At 34.0% G+C, this 17617-nt stretch carries 19 protein-coding genes; 1 reads left to right on the top strand and 18 read right to left on the bottom strand.

What is annotated here, in order from left to right; genetic code table 11:
• Positions 1-152: 152 nt before the first annotated feature.
• The 15 genes from PCY10_RS01995 to PCY10_RS01925 all read right to left on the bottom strand — a co-directional run bounded on the left by PCY10_RS01995 (position 153) and on the right by PCY10_RS01925 (position 10343).
• Positions 153-377, bottom strand: coding sequence for a helix-turn-helix domain-containing protein (locus PCY10_RS01995; RefSeq protein ID WP_000919631.1), 225 nt, complete (start codon positions 375-377; stop codon positions 153-155).
• A gap of 103 nt (positions 378-480) precedes the next feature.
• Complete coding sequence (locus PCY10_RS01990; protein WP_216728304.1) at positions 481-2310, bottom strand: SAG1250 family conjugative relaxase; 1830 nt, start codon at positions 2308-2310, stop codon at positions 481-483.
• The gene (locus PCY10_RS01985; protein ID WP_002933308.1) at positions 2297-2662 is read right to left on the bottom strand and encodes a MobC family plasmid mobilization relaxosome protein; all 366 of its coding nucleotides are present in this window, start codon (positions 2660-2662) and stop codon (positions 2297-2299) included. Before PCY10_RS01985 ends, PCY10_RS01990 begins: the two co-directional genes overlap by 14 nt.
• A 4-nt stretch (positions 2663-2666) precedes the next feature.
• On the bottom strand, positions 2667-3023 hold the full coding sequence (locus PCY10_RS01980; RefSeq protein ID WP_045773576.1) for an SAG1252 family conjugative relaxosome accessory protein: 357 nt from the start codon (positions 3021-3023) through the stop codon (positions 2667-2669).
• Positions 3024-3317: 294 nt separating this feature from the next.
• Positions 3318-3608, bottom strand: a complete 291-nt coding sequence (locus tag PCY10_RS01975; RefSeq protein ID WP_001080186.1) for a DUF5960 family protein — start codon at positions 3606-3608, stop codon at positions 3318-3320.
• Positions 3598-3963: a hypothetical protein gene (locus tag PCY10_RS01970; protein WP_045773575.1), complete on the bottom strand. Its 366-nt coding sequence runs from the start codon at positions 3961-3963 to the stop codon at positions 3598-3600. Before PCY10_RS01970 ends, PCY10_RS01975 begins: the two co-directional genes overlap by 11 nt.
• Complete coding sequence (locus PCY10_RS01965; RefSeq protein ID WP_301558772.1) at positions 3960-5375, bottom strand: Y-family DNA polymerase; 1416 nt, start codon at positions 5373-5375, stop codon at positions 3960-3962. The genes PCY10_RS01970 and PCY10_RS01965 overlap by 4 nt, the downstream gene beginning before the upstream one ends.
• Before the next feature lie 2 nt (positions 5376-5377).
• Positions 5378-6061, bottom strand: a complete 684-nt coding sequence (locus PCY10_RS01960; RefSeq protein WP_045773573.1) for a helix-turn-helix transcriptional regulator — start codon at positions 6059-6061, stop codon at positions 5378-5380.
• A 254-nt stretch (positions 6062-6315) separates the two neighbouring features.
• Positions 6316-7086, bottom strand: a complete 771-nt coding sequence (gene pezT / locus PCY10_RS01955) for a type II toxin-antitoxin system toxin PezT (RefSeq protein WP_045773572.1) — start codon at positions 7084-7086, stop codon at positions 6316-6318.
• Positions 7086-7562: a type II toxin-antitoxin system antitoxin PezA gene (gene pezA / locus PCY10_RS01950; RefSeq protein WP_045773571.1), complete on the bottom strand. Its 477-nt coding sequence runs from the start codon at positions 7560-7562 to the stop codon at positions 7086-7088. The genes pezT and pezA overlap by 1 nt, the downstream gene beginning before the upstream one ends.
• A 70-nt stretch (positions 7563-7632) precedes the next feature.
• A complete protein-coding gene (locus PCY10_RS01945) occupies positions 7633-7905 on the bottom strand; it encodes a hypothetical protein (RefSeq protein ID WP_045773570.1) in 273 nt (90 codons plus the stop codon).
• Between the two features lie 37 nt (positions 7906-7942).
• Positions 7943-8326, bottom strand: a complete 384-nt coding sequence (locus tag PCY10_RS01940) for a DUF5945 family protein (RefSeq protein ID WP_023916201.1) — start codon at positions 8324-8326, stop codon at positions 7943-7945.
• A complete protein-coding gene (locus PCY10_RS01935; RefSeq protein WP_000152419.1) occupies positions 8323-8556 on the bottom strand; it encodes a DUF5965 family protein in 234 nt (77 codons plus the stop codon). Before PCY10_RS01935 ends, PCY10_RS01940 begins: the two co-directional genes overlap by 4 nt.
• Positions 8557-8606: 50 nt before the next feature.
• A complete protein-coding gene (locus tag PCY10_RS01930; protein WP_000401893.1) occupies positions 8607-9692 on the bottom strand; it encodes a toprim domain-containing protein in 1086 nt (361 codons plus the stop codon).
• A 9-nt stretch (positions 9693-9701) separates the two neighbouring features.
• Positions 9702-10343 carry a hypothetical protein gene (locus PCY10_RS01925; RefSeq protein ID WP_023916200.1) on the bottom strand — a complete coding sequence of 214 codons (642 nt, stop codon included), beginning with the start codon at positions 10341-10343 and terminating at the stop codon, positions 9702-9704.
• Between the two features lie 159 nt (positions 10344-10502).
• On the opposite strand from PCY10_RS01925, the gene PCY10_RS01920 reads away from it, so the two are divergent.
• On the top strand, positions 10503-10700 hold the full coding sequence (locus PCY10_RS01920; protein WP_001841477.1) for a hypothetical protein: 198 nt from the start codon (positions 10503-10505) through the stop codon (positions 10698-10700).
• 13 nt (positions 10701-10713) lie between these two features.
• Here the strand turns inward: PCY10_RS01920 and PCY10_RS01915 are convergent, their stop codons facing one another.
• The 3 genes from PCY10_RS01915 to PCY10_RS01905 all read right to left on the bottom strand — a co-directional run bounded on the left by PCY10_RS01915 (position 10714) and on the right by PCY10_RS01905 (position 17607).
• Positions 10714-11010, bottom strand: coding sequence for a DUF5966 family protein (locus PCY10_RS01915; RefSeq protein ID WP_000998893.1), 297 nt, complete (start codon positions 11008-11010; stop codon positions 10714-10716).
• 13 nt (positions 11011-11023) lie between these two features.
• The gene (locus tag PCY10_RS01910; protein WP_023916199.1) at positions 11024-11308 is read right to left on the bottom strand and encodes a DUF5962 family protein; all 285 of its coding nucleotides are present in this window, start codon (positions 11306-11308) and stop codon (positions 11024-11026) included.
• A 74-nt stretch (positions 11309-11382) separates the two neighbouring features.
• Complete coding sequence (locus PCY10_RS01905) at positions 11383-17607, bottom strand: SNF2-related protein (RefSeq protein WP_301558771.1); 6225 nt, start codon at positions 17605-17607, stop codon at positions 11383-11385.
• Between the last annotated feature and the right edge of the window lie 10 nt (positions 17608-17617).

Genomic DNA, 17617 nt, shown 5'->3' with positions numbered 1-17617 from the left:
TATATCATTTGTATCATGGCATATAAAGTATCGCTCTATTTTATTGATGGTTTTAAAATCGCTCTTATCATGGCGAGCCATTCAAATCTGCTCCACAAATGAGGAAAGTACCATTTTGGACTATTCAATTGTCAATGTGCTTTCTTAACCTACTACTTTTTGGAGTAATGGTCTTCTTTATTATCCACTCGACCTACAAGGTAATCTAAACTTACATTATAAAAATCTGCAAGTTTGATAAGGTCATCTATAGAGATTAACCTGGTACCTGATTCCATTTTAGAATACGCTGATCTTGTACAATTTAAGATTGTTTTTGCAACATATTCTTGTGTTAAATCATCATCCTCGCGTAAATCTCTAATCCTTTTCAACATCCAATGTCTCCTAAAACAAGTATAATATAGTTATTTTCTTATTTTTAAATATGTGACAAATTGGAACATGAAACTATTCTATATATACTTTTTAAGAAACTGTTTACTCTAAATGTATCTCATTTTCCTTAATAGATTTCATATTTTGTTTTTCCTTATATTTCTTTATTGTTTTATTAAACATTTCAAATAAATTTATTGCTTCTCTATGTTGTTCCTTCAGTGTTTCAATCTTTCCTTTATATATGTATAAATCCTTCTCTATTGTATCTACTGAACTTTTACCTTGAATACTATTTTCTAAATTGCTAGAACTATTTGCCGTATTATTCAACAATACTTCCTCTAAATTAGTTAAATCATCAATTTTATTTTGGACTTGTTCAATCATATTCTCTAGATATGATATTTGGGCAATGAAATCATTTGTTATATCTTCAAAATCATTCGGACTATTTTCCGCAGATATAAGAAAATCTAATTGTTCTATTTTTTCTTTAATTTTGCTAAGAGGAATTCTTCTATACATATACTGCGGTTCATACTGAAGATTAAATTGCCTAATCAAAGTTTTACCTTTCATAAAGCGATTTTTTTCTGCTGAATCTTTATGATATACATAGTAAGAACTAGTTTCTCTGAGAAATACTTTAACTTTTTCTTCTTCCATATTGATTTGAATATTTGGTACAAAAATAAGTCCTTCTTGTCGGATACCAAACTGTACCTTAATGTAAATTCCATCGTCTACTACTTCTTCTATTTGATTAAGATTCAACTCTACTTTAAACTCATGAACTGCATCCCTATTTCTCTTGAAATCTTGATAGGATTTCCATACCACCTCTTCTGTCGGCAACTCTTTTTCTTTAATTAGCTTTTCTTCATTGTAAAGTTCAACTAAATTTTTATTATCTAAGACAACAGTTTCATTTTTGTTATTAAAATAGTCTTGAAAATAGCTAACACTATACCGATTCATTTTTCCCAATTCCTGTTCTGAAAGCTTTATCTCATCAAATTCAAATTGAACATGTTTTTCTTTCGGAATTATTTTTAATCCAAAAAATTGTGCTTGTTGAATCAATTCATTCATATTCTTCATTTTCGGAAGTAAAAATTCTAAGATGTTTATGATTTCCCTTTGTACAAACTTTTTCTTAAAATAAGTTTCATTATACGGTTGTTTTCTACTCAATTTACTATCACGTACGACTTGTTTCATATTTGAATCAGTCATAAAAAAAGTAACATGCTTGTGTCTAAAATCAATTTTTAAATGTAAAGCTTTTGCTTTTTTCTTGAAATCTTCAAAATTTTTCGAGTTCTCGATTAGAAAATATACTCGTTGTTTTATTTCATATTTGTAATTTGATTTGCGATAAACTTCATACTGACGATGGGAATAACGATTTTCTATAATTTTTGCCCCTGCAATTTTTGAAAGACGATCAGAAACCATTCGTAGATTATGTTCTGCCTTATAATCCCATAGAAACTTTTTATCAGAATTCTGATCAATTGAATTTAGGATGATGTGATTGTGGATATGATCTTTATCGACATGAGTTGCTACAATGAAACGAAATCTACCTCCTGTCAACTCTTTAACTGTCTCATAACCAATCCGATTGATTTGTTCGGGAGTTAGATGATCATCTGGAGAAAAGGACTGAATGAAGTGATGAGAATGAATTTTTCGTTGATTTACTTCTCGCCTATCATGACGAAATTCATAAAGAGTATCATTACTTAAAAAATTATCATTGTACATCTTCACTAGTTCTTTATAACTTGGAAAATCTAAATAATTTCTCATACCAAAATCTGAAACTAGTGTTAGGTTTTTTGTTTTACTTGGATTCAAAATATATTTAATTAATTTACAACGATAATTTTTTCCATGTATCGCAAAGTGTTTAGTGATGACCATAAAATTTCCTCAATTTTTCAGATTGGATAAGAAAATCTTTCTCCACTTCTACTATTAACTCTTCTATACCTTTTCTCAATTCATCTAATTCAACTTCCGTTATTAAGTTCGAATAATTTATGCTTCTGGCTATTTGATTAATATTATTTCCGATTCGTTTTAATTCAAAAATCAAATCTTGATAACTATTTGTATCAATGGTGATAAAATTCATACCAGGATCTAGTAGAGTTCGTCTAGCATATTCTGAGAATGATAAGCAGTTACTTTTTGAGATATTTTCATTCAATTTGACTAATTCTAAATCAGATAGAAAAACTTTTTTTAAATTTGTTCTATATCGGTGCTCCACTCTACTACCTCATGTATTTGTTACGAAAATCTTCACTAAGAGGACCTGTTTTTTCTACCTCTTTAATTAATTCCTGAATACAAGTTAACAAAATAGAAACATGTTCTTGAGTAACCTGATGATTTATTTTTGCAATTATGAATACTTCATGAACATCACGGCTAATTTGTTCCAACTTTTGTTTTTTCCAAAGGTTGAACCATTTTTCCATTTGTTTTTGTCCATCAGATAATAGCAAGCTTTTACGGAGAAAATCAGAAAAATTATCCTCTCTCTTTTCTCTCATTAAATCTAGTATTTGTTTTTCTTCCGTTTCTGTTAAGCGAAATTGTTTCCGAATACTACGTATATCTCTTTTCATATAATTTATCCTCTCTCATAGATACCTGTACTGACAATGTAAGCTTACAGACACTGTCAGTACGTTTTACAAAATAGATTCATTATTTTTGTTAGGCTTTGCGAGCTCAGATATTGTGTCCACAATATCCCAAAAATCATATCGCCTGCCATTTCAAACCATACGGTTCAAAAAACAAACGATATGAAAATGTGGTGGCACGCCCCCAAACCCCCAAGATAAATCTAAATTAAAAAAAGTATAACAAATACTTTTTGATAAAATTATCACAGAAAAAAGAGCCCTGTCGGACTCTTACAAACTAAAACAATGTCTCTGATATTCATACTGTCTAATGCCACTACTGTCTTTGTTCATCTTGATAGAAAAAACAAAATAATGGTCACGACCGTCTAAAGATTTGCTTTTGTTAAGTTTAAAATAATGTTTTTGAGACATAGCCATTGTGCGTAAAATGTCATCAGTGATAAATGTTAATGGTATATCTAAAGCAGAATACTTGTAAAAATCTGACTCAAATCGTAAATAAGAATCAGAAAAATAATCCAGCTGCAATTTATCATCATATAATTCTTTACGATTCATATAAATCCACCCCTTCTATTTGGATATCGAGTATATCTTCCCATCTTAATCGAAGAAAACCAGTATCTGATTTAATAGATATAAACTCTTTTCCAATCTCTTTAACAATACCCGATACTACTTTTCTTCTATTGGATAACTTAAAAACAAAAGTTGCTGGGAAGACATTTGTATACAGTTGCCGAACAAATAGAACTTTCTCTTCCATTGATAGGGAAATGGAGATATCTTCTTTATTTTTTTCTTCCCAAAGAGAACTTGAATGTTCTGACAAAAAGAAGCCCATCCACTTAGCCATCCCACGATCTTGATACTCTCTTGCAGACAAAAAAGGCAAATAAGAACGATTCATCATTTTAGTCCATCTAATCCTCCAGCTGAATGACCACCAATAAGTTTACTTCTTGCAATTGTTCTAGAAGCTTGATCTAGGACATTTCCTTTCAATAGTGAAGTAAAACCAAATTCTGTTCGAATAGCATCGATTGCGGACTGGAGCCTTTCTTCTTTTTCTATTTTTTCAATATCATCAAATAATGAAATCAATCCAAAGGATTCATCCACTAAACCAGAATAATTCACTGCCACATTCCTGATAGCTCCTGAAGTATATTTAGTGTGAAATAACTTTAAAACGTAGTTTGTCAGTAGTGCTGTTTGATTGGTTGGTTCAATCTTGATTTGAGTATGAATAGATCGTTTCTGTTCCGCCTTAGAATAACCCAAGTGTATAGAAACTACTGTTGCTTTTTTACCAGCTCTTCTCAATCTAACTGCAACTTGTTCTGCCATCTCACGAAGGATAATTTCAATATCTCTTGGTTTAATATAATCTCTTGGTAAAACTTGAGAGTTCCCTATCCCTTTTGACTTTAGCTTATAAGGTTTATGAACATTACTTTCATCAATCCCATTGGCGTGGAACCATAACTCTAGACCCATAATGCCAAGCTCTTTTTTTATCAAGTCAGGATTAGCCTGTGCCAATTCTTTAATCGAAAAGATACCTAAACCATGTAATCTCTTCTCCATCCGATTTCCAATTCCCCAGAAATCTGTCATTTTAGGAATAGCCCATACTTTCTTTTCGACATCCTCATAGGACCAATTGGCTCTCATTGTCGGAGTCTTTTTCGCTTCATTATCTAGTGCTAACTTAGCTAATAAGGGATTGGAATTAGACATGCCTACAGTTGAATAGATTCCAGTTTTTCTCCAAATCTTTTTTTGAATAGCAGCCGAAATAATATCTAATTTATCTTTCCTACTAATACTTTTATCTGGTACAAAATAATTTAATGAACTTGTTAAATCAATAAATCCTTCATCAATTGAGTAGGGATAAATATCATCTGGTGCCGCAAAATCATGAAAGATTTTTTGAATCTCCATATTGACTGCTATATAAGTATCCATTCTCGGAGGGACAATCACGGTTGATTTTGCCCATTCCTCTATATAGCGGACATAGTCTATCGTTGTCGGTAAACCTTGCTTCTTAGCATTATAATAAGAGAATTTGCGAGTCTTTACATCAAATGGTAAATCATAGGAACGTCCAACGTTCGACTTTCCAAAGACCTTTTTAAACATAGGAGAGGAAGCAAGAATTAAACCAGCAGAATTATCTGCACGACTCATAACACAAAGCGAAGTCTTAAGTGGGTGTAATCCTCTATCTACACATTCTACACTTGCGTAAAAAGATTTCATATCAATAAAGGCAATGTCACTTTGAGGTTCTAGACTATAATCAAACCAACTCATGCTTAGTCCTCTAAAGGCATAAAGTTCCCAACTATTTTCCCTATAATGCGAGGATTCTCATCATAAGGCGCAAACTTATCTGAATAGTTCCGATTGAGTGAAACTAAACGAAGCCCATTTTCTTCACGATACACTTTCTTAATATAGGTTTGACCATCCCAATCTATGGCATAGATAGCCCCGTCATAATCAAATCCCGTTTGCTTAATAAGGGCTACAGAACCATTTTCATATGTCGGTTCCATTGAATTTCCAAACACCCATGATGCAAAGTCATAATCAAATTGATGATTAAAATAAACTGTATCGTAATTACCATCATCAAAATAAGCTGTTCCTGTACCAGCTGATAATTTTTCGTAAACTTTATAAGCAAAACGCTCAGGAATTTCTACAACCTTCGCATTCTGTTTGTTCAACAATTCTGTAGCATAATGAAGTGTTGCTTTTTGATTCTTTTTAGTTAGCTTGAGATAGGTTTCTACTATTTCATACTCTGATTCAAAATATCGAGGGTCTACATTAAAAATCTCACTCAATTTGCTTAGATTATTTTGATTCGGTTTTGTTTTACCTGATTCCCAATTAAAGTACGAAGCTCTACTAATTCCCAAACTGGATGCAAGTTGAGATTGAGATAAGCCCTGACTCTCTCTTTTTTCTTTTAATTTAGTAGGTGAAAACATCTTTTCTCCTTTGTAAGTTTATTAACTAACAAAAGAATACCATAGCTTCTTGAAAAAATCAAGAGTTTAATAAACCCCAAAGATTTAAAATAATCATAAACTGTGCTAAATTTGTACTTATAGTGTTAGGAAATCATGACTGAAGAATGCTAAAACTTTTGAAAAAATATGAAGAAGAAGAAAATAGAGAGTATAAAAAAGGATCGTTATTTTTTAATTGACGATCCAATAGACTATATTTTAAAACTCATGATCTAACAACCATTTCGATTAGTTAAATCTTTCAATCTTTCTTCTCCAGATTTAAGCATCTCTTTCTCGACCTGACTCCACTCCCCAAACAGTAAATCCTGAAGAACTGTTGCTGCTGAAGTTGTATTTTCTCTCGAATCATATACACAACTTCTATCTCGTTGGTAAATTTGAATTCTTTCAAAGATAGCTAGTTCTTCCAATTGTCGTGTATTATTAACTAGATGATTTACAATGAAATCATGATGTTCTTTTGGAGTTGCGCGTGCTTGATTTGGATTGATAGCGTATAGTTCTTCGTATCGGATAAGGGTGCTCAGATAGGACAGCTTAGGCTTTGTTGCAATTAAGGCTAATTGTACCTCATACCCCTTATTTTTCAAGAGTTTTGCTGTTTTATTTGGAACATCAACTGTTCGTAAAGTTCCTTCTATCAAAAGATTGTATCCCAAACTACTCAATTTTGTTACTAAAGACTCTACCATTTTCCCTGCGAAATCTTTGGTGTATTCAACGCTATCTTTGCCATATTCTTGCTGCAGTTCTAAATAGTGTGGATGCTGAGAACGAAAACTATCACCATCTATGATAACAATATTTCCTTGAAATTCTTTCTGTTTAATACGATGAATTGTAGTCTTACCGGCACCACTTTGCCCTCCAAGCAAAATCGCTATAGGTTGCTTACTGGACTTTTTTCCTCTTGTCAGTGAGCGAATGTTCCGCTCTAAAGCATGTTTGAATTCACTATCGGTATAATCTTGGATTTCCATTAGGCTACCATCCGTTTTTCAGATATCTCTAACATACGTTCAATTCCATCCAAATAACCGCTATATCTCTCTATTTCATCAAAAGTTTCTACTAAATAGATACTCGTATGAATCAAGTCAGATAGATCATCACTCATTAAAATCCAAGGATTAGATTCATCATCAATGCTAATTCCCTGACTATCTTGATAGCGATAGAGTCGAGATAATAGATTAGCACCTCTTTCTTTCACAATTTCAATTTTTAAAGTCAATTCATAATCTTCAACAGGATTGAGCATTTTATCTTCTCCTACAATATCGACATAAGATACATTAAACTTCTGACAAATGATGTCAATTAATTCCGTAGAGACTGAACTCGTTCCATTTTCATACCGGCTCAAGCTATTTCGAGAAATTCCTACAATTCGGGCAAAGTCGTCTTGTGTTAAGTCATGTGTTTTACGTAAGGATTTTATGTTCTTTCCAATCATGGCAAACTCCTTTTATTTTTATACCACCATTATAACATTTAGAAAAAGCAAATGCACCATTTTTGGTGCATTATTGGCTGTTTTTCCTAAATCTCTCTAAATTCTTCTCCAATTGTTCCTTATGAAGTTGATTTTTAGCTTCCTTTAATGTGTCGTCCAAAGTTTCTTCCCTATAAATTGATTCTGTTTTTACTTGTTCTGATTCTTGATCTGGAGTGAAAATGATATCTAACAGTCGGTCTATTTTTTCAAGATCTTGGACAGACATATCAGATAGTCTATGAATCAGCTTTTTAAATACATCACTATTGTCGTGATTTTTCTTAAAAAATGTTGTAAACATCTATAACCTCTCAAAAAAAGCAGCCTATCAGGACTGCTTAGTGTAATTCCGAAATCGCATCATAAATGGACTGTAATTTCTTATTGTCTTTATTCTTTGTGTCAATAAATGTATGTAGCTCTTCAATTTTCTTTTGACTGCTTTGAATATCGCTATTGTTATCCGCAATAAGTCTTTTAAGATGTTGCTGATAACTTGTAGTGATATCTGTCTCTTTTCCTGTTCTAACCTCTGTAACTTTGGGTTTAGAACTAGAATTTGAATCCGTCACAGGTGCTTGTTTTCGCTTTTGAAAAGCTGCTTCATAATTTACATCATTACCTCCTTGATGATTTCTAAATAAGGCCGCAATTTTATCTGGATCTTCTTGATTTTCTGATTTACTTTCTAATGGTTGATTAAAATTCCAATCTTTTGTCATTCACTCATTTCATCCTTTCTAAATTCAGAATCATCGAATTGTCTTTCTTTACCAAAGGCATGGTCAAGAGCTTCTTCAAAACTCATGTGACTAATGCTTTGACGCCTTTTGAACGTCGCAAACATCGCTGTCTCCAGTTGTTCTTTGTAAGCAGCGAGTTTTTCTGTCTCTCTTGCTACCTTACTTTCTTGCCTAGTGACCTTTTCTTCTAAGCGTTCAATAATGGTCATATACGATCCTCCTTCATTCTAATATTAGCTAAAACATCTTGATTTTGTTATCACAATTCTAAACATTGAGAGGTTTTTCTTACTGGTTGATTCCTCAATGTCTCTTTTGCATTCTCTATCATCAATTGTAAATCTGATTTCTTTTCTCTAAGGACATCATTCCAGTCTACTTTTTCTTTCCCAGATTTATTATCAGGGAAATCCAGAAAAACAGGAAATCCTGATTGAGATAACTTATCAGAAAAATCTTTTCCTGCATCATCACAATCTACCGCAAGTGTCAATAAATCAGGATGATTATCAAAATAGCTGGTGGTATCACGAATTGTATTGATTAAAGGCAATAACTTTGAAGGTATTACTGTATCCAAAAATTCCAACCTCTGATTTTCTTCAGCTATCAGTCGTAAAGTTTGATAAGCAACAACAGACCTTTTTAATCCTTCCATAGATACCAAACGAACATCAGTTAGACTTTGTTGATGAAGTTCGTAATAGCTCATTAAGTCGATGAACGATTCACAAAAGACCAGTCTATTAGGTTTACCAATATCAAAGGATATTCCAACATGTCCATGGCTTCCTTTTAGAATCGTTTTTAACCTCTCTCTAGGAAGAGAGTGATTCTTATAAATCCCTTGGAGACTTGCTGCCTGCAGCTTGTGACGATGATTAAAGCTTTTAAAAACAATAACAGGTTCAACTGTTTCATTTGTTTTCCAACTAGCTTGTACTATCAAACCTTGTTGAATCATCTTTTGTACGATTTCTTCTGAAATTCCTCTACATTCTGTTAAGTAATATCTGGCCAGACTACAGTGAGAATCTTCTATTCTCTTTAAAGGATAATAAAATGGTCTCTCTCTTTTTTCTTGAACAGTTTCTTTTTGAAAAGGTTCTTCAGAAAGAAAGGCTAGAGCTTCTTTAAAGGAAATTCCCTTAACAAGTCGAACAAAATCAATGACATCACCTTGAATATCTCTTGAAAACCATTTAAAAGTATTGGTAGTTGAAAAAATCCGAAATGAATCGTGTTCAGGATGTTCATAGACACTGCTCGAAACTTGTTTAAAGGAGATACCTAAACGACTTGCTACATCAAGAATTGAAATTTTCTTACATTCTTCTATTTCCATGCAATATCATCATTTTGTCGTAGTATTTGGCAGTGATGGAACAGATGAGGATTCTTCTAAAGTTTTAGGAGTTGCCTTATCTAAATCATCTAACCCAGATTTCCAAACCTGTACTTGGTTGACCAATAACTTACCAGGTAGTTTAGAATAGGATAACTTAACTGTTCTTGTTTCTGTCTGATTCGTCTTTGATTGGTTGGCATTCTTTAAATCAGATACATAGGTTACATTATAAGAGACCATGGCAATAGCTTGATTCGTAGTCTGATTGACAAAGATATCAGCTTTTTCGAAATGATAATCTAAAATATAATCCTTATACACTTGGTTCATGGCATCATTTTGACTTGACAATTCTTGGGAATAAGCCGATTCAGTCATATAAGGTTGAATACGTGTATTATTTTCTCCGAGCTTTTCTTTCGTATAGTACTGTGTCAAAAATTCTTTTACAGTATCTGATGACAAAATACTTGCTTTATCTTCTGCTTGTTTGTCCTCTACAAGTTTAGCTGCAGCCAATTCGATTTCTTTGCGACTTTTTTTAGCAGTAGAATGTTGACCAACAGTATATCCCATCATGAGAATAAAGCTAGTTGCGGCTACTGCTCCAACACTAATTAACGCTTTAGTTTTGACTTTATTTAACATCTTAGACCTTCTTTCTATAAAAACTAGGTCAAGAATAACAAAAAGAACTTGTAAGTTTTATCACATCACAACGAAAGGTAATTCCTACATTTCAGGCGAAAAATCGTACAGTTCAGAGAAAAATATCAAAATTAGCTGTCTTCAGTTTATAATATAAATATGAACAAATTAAAAGAAGAAAATTTGAGAAGAGCTCTTTCTCATATTGAACGCCATAAACAAGCCATAAATACAAGTAATAATAGTGAGGATAATGATTTTCATAAATTATTACTCCAATTTAGCTATGATGTATATGAAAGAATCAAGGCAAATAAAAAACCCTATCCGAATTTAGATTCAGATAAAGTTTTTTAACCATCTAACAAGTTTACATACTTTCCTTAGTTTTGGAGTTTATGAAACGCCAACTGAATCCTAGAACCAACATCAGATTGATGAAAAGGTACACAGCCGTAAAACTAGTTAAACCATGTTGCCTGATATCATCAAAGTATAAAGTCGGTTCAGTAAAGAACAAATAAATTCCATAGACCTCCACGAAAATAAGAAAACTGATAAAACCAATAAGGAAAAGTCCACTGGCAATAAGAAAGAGTCTCCATAAAAGAATGAGAATTCCTCCTACTGCTAAAAAAATTACTGGGATAAGGAGTAAATCATTCATGACTTTCTCCTTCCTAATCAATCAATTGACGATAATGGGTGGCAAGAGAGGAATCAAACTCTTCTAATTTTTGAACTAAGTCCAAATACTCCTCTTTTTCATGTTCTTCAAAGTCCACACCTCGATGATTTTGAAGAGTGATTTCCAATTGGCTAGTGAGTTCTCGTTTGGAAAAGCTGTAATCGCCTGTCACTTCCTCATAATGTTCCTTTAACTCCTTGTAGGCTTGGTATTCTTCAGGTGTTTGAAATCCCTGTACCAAAGCCTCTTCTAATTGATAATAGGTATCTTCCATCATAATTGTTACCTCGTTTCTTTCTATCTTTATTCTACCGCGCTTTTCATTTCTTGTCCGCTATTTGTATCTATTTTTTAATCCAATTCAAAAGAAAGTTGTTCCTGCTTTTCGTTTCCTTTTTCATGGAATTGTCTTAAGGCTTGATCTATAATATCTAAATCCGTTTCTGTTTCAATCAATGGCGCGAGTACATCGTATTCGGCCTTTTTTGTTTGATAATCCTCTTCCTTTGGAAAATTTTTCTCAATTTCTACCTTAGCAGTAGTCCATTTATCCTTTAATTCATCCAATAAGTTCTGAGTTTTCACTTGGTCCTCTTTAATGTGTTCAATCGTATGCTGAAGCCTTTGAATGGTCCCTAAAGGAGAATACAAATCTAAACTGACAGAATATTGATTTTCTCCTACAATCTTAACAGAGAAGGTTTCAGGAAGAGGTTGATTTGTTGGAAGACTAAGCATTTTAATGTCAAATCCTCTATAGCTTGCTAGGGTACGGAATTCTTTGCTGTCAGCTTGATTATGACGGATAAAACGGTGTAGGGATTCCCCTGCTTCAGATCGTTGATCAAAAGCTTGCTTACCTACCGTCATAGAAAATGCCTGGTCTTTCGACATTTCTGACTGTTGAATGTCGCCTTCATACTTGCTTAATCGTTTCTCAAGAATGGGCATATTTTCTTCACAGTAGGAGATTGTATGACGATAGTGATCCTTGCTGCGTTGAAAGGCGCGTCTTTGATTTTCTAATAGAGTTAGATCATTCTCTAGTTCCATCTTATATTTGAGATAAGGATTACCTGTTGCTAGTGCCTTAAAATCAGAAGCTGTCATAGTCTGTTCATCAATGTCTTCTGCAGCACGAATCGGCTCCTTAGAAGTCATAATCTGCTTAATATAACGGAGTTTGTTCTCCTGAGTTGCCCATAGATAATTATCAAACGAACCTTTGGTAATATAGTGGTAAATATCCACTTCCTTGTTTTCATTTCCTTGTCGGATAATCCGTCCATTGCGTTGCTGAATGTCACTTGGTCTCCACGGTACATCCAGGTGATGAACTGCTTTCATCTTGCTCTGAACATTTAAACCTGTTCCCCCTTTTTCAGTTGAGGCAAGGAGAATCCGCACCTCTCCTGCATTGACTTTTCGAGACAAACTATTCTTCTTTTCATCACTATTGGCATCATGTACAAAGGCAATTTCCTTACTAGGGATTCCTCTATCAACTAATAAAGCCTTAATCTCAGAATAGACATCAAAACCATTATCCTTTTTCTTAGGTGTGCCAATATCTGAAAAAATCATCTGAGTAGCCTTATTTCCCATTCCCTCACGATAAATTCTTTCAACATTATCCACTACCTGAAGCAGTTTGTGATTGTCTGCTAGACTATAACTAGAGTCCAATAAACGCATATCAATTGCTAGTTTCCGTGCCTCACCTGTTATCTTTAACATGTTATCCTGACTCGGATCAACTGTTCCACATTTGACCATATCTGACCTCATAACTAATTCTTCTAGATAGAGTTTCTGGTTTTCAGTTAACTCACTCTCAATAGGGATAATATGAGCTTCTGGAACAGGTAAATCCAACATATCTTGTGTTTGAATGTCGGCTGTTTCTTTATAGATTTTCATCAACTCAGGTAGATTGACAAACTTTTTAAATCGTTTCTTAGGTTGGTACTTATCCCCTGTAGGAGCTAATTCCATAGAGTTTTGAATTTCTCCAAAAGCACCTACCCAAGAGTCAAAATAATCAACTTGATAGCGTTTTAAGATATCGGGTTGAATGTAGTTCATCATAGTGTATAACTCACTAATAGAATTGGAAACAGGTGTTCCTGTCGCAAAGACAATATTTTTAAAATCATGTTCTTCCTGAATCTGTCGAACCTTCATTTCCATATCCACATTTTTCTTAGACGTTGTATTAGTAATCCCTGCTACATTTCCAAGTCCAGTAATGGGACGAATATTTTTAAAGTGATGTGCTTCATCCACAAAGAGAAAATCAATTCCTAAGTTCTCAAAATCAATAAAACTATCACGATTAAAGCGTTGGAGTTCTTCCAATTGTTTCTCTAGACCACTTATTGATTGCTCTGCTTCTTTAACGGTATACTTATTTTCAGAATGTGTTTTAATCTCTCGTAGTTCATTGAGTTTATCCTCAATATAGTTCATCTGTCTTTCTTTACTGACAGGGATTTTTTCAAATTGAGAATCCCCAATGACAATGGCATCGTAATCTCCTGTAATAATACGTGACACAAATTGTTTTCTTCTCGCCTTCACAAAATCTTTCTTAGTAGTCACAAAGACTTTTTTAGTAGGGAAAAATTTCATGATCTCTTGGCCAAATTGAGCAGACAAACTAGAAGGCACTAAATACAAGGGCTTATGAACCATCCCCAACTCCTTTAATTTAAACCCAGCACCAAGCATGGTCAAGGTCTTTCCTGAACCTACCTCATGAGCTAATAAAGCTCTTTTTTCTTCTACGATTCTTTGAATGGCATTCTCTTGATGAGGGCGAAGGCTGATGTTTTGTGCCAAGCCATCAATGACTAGATGGCTACCGTCATATTCTCGACTAACTGTTCGATTATAAAGACGATTATAGCTTTCCTCAATGACTTGTTGGACTTCTGGATACCGTGAGACAAATTCTTGAAAGAGCTCTTGTAAATGCTGCTCTTTTGCTCTTAGAACAGAGGTTTTTTCCAAATCTGTGATGGTCTTTTTCTTTTCTCCTTCCGTAATAGTCATAGTAATCGTCGGTTGGTTCGAATTAAGTAAATTCTCAAAAATCTTTCTTCCTGTATCATAACGTGACCCACTAACTCCAAGACTACTATCTTTGGCACTTGGATAGCGATAAGCAAATGATGTCCTTAAATGAACCTGCCCATCAACAGGATTCACTTCAATGACTTGTTCAACATCTGGCGAAGACAATTCAAATTCACGATTGGTAAAACATTCAAAGGCAAATTTACCATAAACGGATTGAGGAATCCAACGTGACCCTATTTTAAACTCAATATCTGCCAGATGAATCCTTGGAGGGCGAACAGATTCTAATAAATCTAAAGCATGGCTCCAATCATATTCTTGGTTGTTTTCCTCCACTAATAGTTGAACTACTTCTATCTTATTGAGAATGTCTCCTGATAAAAACTGGTTCTTAGAAAGATATTTTCTTTCCCCTCTTAAATAGCTTTCTGGATCTATTAAAATCTGGTCACCCAACTCATCTAAAATAGCAGCTTGGCTATGTTCAGGATAAATTGATACCATATAGTCTAAATCAACCCCTCTACCATCCGATAAACTAGAGTTTAAGGCATCTAGAGCCGTTGAAACTCTTGCAATCACTCTCTCTGGCCTAACCAATGCTTTCTCAAAGGCTAAAGATTTTTTATATTTTACTTTCTGACTTTTAGAATCAATGTATTCATCTTCTAAACTTGCTAGTAAAGAATACTTATCGTCACTATCAAATAAGTTCCGATTGACTGAGGCATTCAAGTATCCAAATTGACTTACAAAGCGATCATAGTCATGATTGAGTTTACTAAGTAACACCTGAAAATCAGCCCGACTATAATCTGGATGACGTTGAATTTCAATTAAGGATTGATAGGTCTCTCTCAAATCAACCATGCCCTTAATACGACTAATGTCCTTATCCGATAAGGGACTTTCATAAAAGACAGTTTTTTTGAACAGTCCCTTATATTTCCCTCTTTTACTCGCTTCTTCTGACTTGTAAACATCTAGTGCTTCCTCATCTGTCAAATGAAGTTGCACGAATCGGTCTATTTTATGTTCAGACAAAGAACTGTCCCAGGCTTTAAAATCTCCCTTCTCGTCTACATAATAACTAATTTCGTCTACTTTTGAACTTTTCCGAATACCATGCGTATCTCGGTAATAAATTTGATTTCCCTCATATCCAAAAGAATAGAGCGCTAAGTCCTCCCGTATACGACTTGGGATAGAATTATCCACTTCTTCTTGGATAAAAACAGGTGCTTTCAAAGAATTGTCAATTTGTTTAGGTGCTTCCACATTCTCTAAAGCTTCCATTATGTCAGTAGCTAATGTTTCTGATACCCCCTTAACATTGAGAGTTCCTCCATTAAAATTACGTACCTCATATTGACCCAAAACTTGTGTATTGTATTTCCCATCAAAATATGGATTAATCCAGACACGCTTATCCTCTTCAAAGGGAATAGAGCCACTAAAGACAAGCTCATCTTCATTAAGATTCTTTGCTTGATCCTTTTGAAAGAAGAGGAGGTCTGTGGTCACTCGAGTACCTGCAATCTTTTTAAAAGCCGTATCTGGCAACCGAACTCCCCCTAAAAAATGAGTGTTGGATTTAATTTCTTGTAAGACATTATCTGTCCGCTTATCCATTGTCCCGATAGATGAGATAATCGACACTTGTCCTCCATCTCTTACTAAATCAAGTGAGTGTTTGACAAAGTAATCATGAATCATATAAGGTTTATCATAGTTTTTATCTGCAATCCGAAAATTTCCAAACGGAACATTCGTTAAGACTAAATCAAAACTATTATTTTGATAGGGAACTTCTTCAAATCCTCTCACTTCAATATGGGTATTGGGGTGGAGTTGTTTTGCGATTGCGCCTGTCACGCTGTCTAATTCAACTCCATAGAGTTCTGATTTCTCTCGTATACTTCTAGGCATAGCCGCAAAGAAGTTCCCAGTCCCCATAGAAGGATCTAATATCCTTCCTCCCTCAAAACCATCATCCAGTAACTTTTGCCAAATCTGGCGAATAATCATTGGGTCTGTATAATAGGCTGTGAGAGAACTTTGTTTCATAGTGGAGTATTCTGATTTACCTACTAAGCTCTTAAGAGTTAAACGTTCTGTTTCATACTTTGGGTTGAGTTCATCGAAAAATTCATTGGCAAGACCACCCCAGCCGACATACTTGGCTAGTAGTTCTTGTTCTTCTGGATTCGCTTGTCGTCCCTCTTTTTCTAATCTTTTAACAAGTTCAATTGCGGCGATATTCGTTTCAATCTTTTCTCGATTTGTCTTAGGATAAAAGTCCTCTAAATCATCTGGAAAAACAAAATCTAGAACAGGGACATCCGTCTCTTCTATACCTGAAATTAAAGATTTTGTTTCCTTATCCTTTTCATTTACATTTTCTTCTTCCAGGTAGGAAAACAAATCTATTTCCTGACTTTCACTTGATGAATCAATCTCAATCTCTGAATCTTCTTTTTCAAGTTCTAAATGAGACAATACTTGTTCAATCTCTTCCAAACTGTTCAAGTATAAGATAGGATTCTCTTCAAATAACTGGTTGGAATCATTGAATAGCTCTAGGCGAACTAAGTCATTTAACTGCGCATTTTCAATCGAAACCAACTGAAATACTTGTCCTTTATAACTTACTTGTGAACCGATTGGATATTCCCTCAAAGCTTCTTCTACAATTTTATCTACTTTAGATAGGGAATGAACTTCCACATTTTCTTCTACCTGGTCAATATTATCTAAAGGTAAGACTGCTTCCTCTACTTGCTTAGACTTTTCTCTTATAGCCTTTACTTCATCAAAATAAGTAATAATTTTCAGCTTTTGTGTCAGTGGGAGTTGTGTGTAGTTTTCTTCATGATGGACAAGATCCGTAACGATATCTAAAGTAGCCATCAATTCTGAACCCAAATAGGCTAGAACATCTCCTTCTTTTTCTTCAAAATGAATCTCAAGAACTTCTTTTTTTAGTTCTTTGGAATCAACCATTAGAAGAAACTCCTCTATATCTCTACTAATGCGGTCAGATAGATTATTCGCAACCCGATAGACATTGACTAAATTGACATCCTGATTCTGATGAAATACAAGCTCACTTAATGGTGTTAGCTTCTCTTTCTCAGATTGGATGTAAAATCGAGTGAAAAGATTATAGGTTGCGACTTCTAGCACCAAGTTTTTCTCAAAATTACTTAATTGAGATAATTTACTTAGACCTGCTTGTCCAAAATTTCTTGTGTAACTTTCTAAATCTTGGTCATTATTTTCAGAACTGGCCTCTAGGAAAGAGATAATATCTTGATGAAACGAATAGACATGAGGTATCTCCTCTATCTTGCCCTCTTCAGTCAAAAAACTCTCTACCAAATTCTGCCATTTCTCATCAAAATGTTGCGCTTGATAACGAAGAAATAAGTCCATTTTCTCTCTATCTTTTGGAATTGTTCCACGAAACATAGCCAATAATTGTATTACTTCCATACTCGCTCCT

The sequence above is a fragment of the Streptococcus sp. SI1 genome (assembly GCF_030439945.1).
Classification (GTDB): domain Bacteria; phylum Bacillota; class Bacilli; order Lactobacillales; family Streptococcaceae; genus Streptococcus; species Streptococcus intermedius.
The sequence above is the reverse complement of the archived record's forward strand: the minus strand, read 5'-3'. Positions and strand labels throughout refer to the sequence as shown.

What these genes read in the sequence shown, in the direction of transcription:
- PCY10_RS01940 (WP_023916201.1), bottom strand. Translation starts at nt 8,326, where the DNA reads ATGACAAAAGATTGGAATTTTAATCAACCATTAGAAAGTAAATCAGAA.
- PCY10_RS01935 (WP_000152419.1), bottom strand. Translation starts at nt 8,556, where the DNA reads ATGACCATTATTGAACGCTTAGAAGAAAAGGTCACTAGGCAAGAAAGT.
- PCY10_RS01965 (WP_301558772.1), bottom strand. Translation starts at nt 5,375, where the DNA reads ATGAGTTGGTTTGATTATAGTCTAGAACCTCAAAGTGACATTGCCTTT.
- pezA (WP_045773571.1), bottom strand. Translation starts at nt 7,562, where the DNA reads ATGATTGGAAAGAACATAAAATCCTTACGTAAAACACATGACTTAACA.
- PCY10_RS01910 (WP_023916199.1), bottom strand. Translation starts at nt 11,308, where the DNA reads ATGATGGAAGATACCTATTATCAATTAGAAGAGGCTTTGGTACAGGGA.
- PCY10_RS01915 (WP_000998893.1), bottom strand. Translation starts at nt 11,010, where the DNA reads ATGAATGATTTACTCCTTATCCCAGTAATTTTTTTAGCAGTAGGAGGA.
- PCY10_RS01920 (WP_001841477.1), top strand. Translation starts at nt 10,503, where the DNA reads ATGAACAAATTAAAAGAAGAAAATTTGAGAAGAGCTCTTTCTCATATT.
- pezT (WP_045773572.1), bottom strand. Translation starts at nt 7,086, where the DNA reads ATGGAAATCCAAGATTATACCGATAGTGAATTCAAACATGCTTTAGAG.
- PCY10_RS01945 (WP_045773570.1), bottom strand. Translation starts at nt 7,905, where the DNA reads ATGTTTACAACATTTTTTAAGAAAAATCACGACAATAGTGATGTATTT.
- PCY10_RS01995 (WP_000919631.1), bottom strand. Translation starts at nt 377, where the DNA reads ATGTTGAAAAGGATTAGAGATTTACGCGAGGATGATGATTTAACACAA.
- PCY10_RS01905 (WP_301558771.1), bottom strand. Translation starts at nt 17,607, where the DNA reads ATGGAAGTAATACAATTATTGGCTATGTTTCGTGGAACAATTCCAAAA.
- PCY10_RS01970 (WP_045773575.1), bottom strand. Translation starts at nt 3,963, where the DNA reads ATGATGAATCGTTCTTATTTGCCTTTTTTGTCTGCAAGAGAGTATCAA.
- PCY10_RS01990 (WP_216728304.1), bottom strand. Translation starts at nt 2,310, where the DNA reads ATGGTCATCACTAAACACTTTGCGATACATGGAAAAAATTATCGTTGT.
- PCY10_RS01960 (WP_045773573.1), bottom strand. Translation starts at nt 6,061, where the DNA reads ATGTTTTCACCTACTAAATTAAAAGAAAAAAGAGAGAGTCAGGGCTTA.
- PCY10_RS01930 (WP_000401893.1), bottom strand. Translation starts at nt 9,692, where the DNA reads ATGGAAATAGAAGAATGTAAGAAAATTTCAATTCTTGATGTAGCAAGT.
- PCY10_RS01925 (WP_023916200.1), bottom strand. Translation starts at nt 10,343, where the DNA reads ATGTTAAATAAAGTCAAAACTAAAGCGTTAATTAGTGTTGGAGCAGTA.
- PCY10_RS01975 (WP_001080186.1), bottom strand. Translation starts at nt 3,608, where the DNA reads ATGAATCGTAAAGAATTATATGATGATAAATTGCAGCTGGATTATTTT.
- PCY10_RS01980 (WP_045773576.1), bottom strand. Translation starts at nt 3,023, where the DNA reads ATGAAAAGAGATATACGTAGTATTCGGAAACAATTTCGCTTAACAGAA.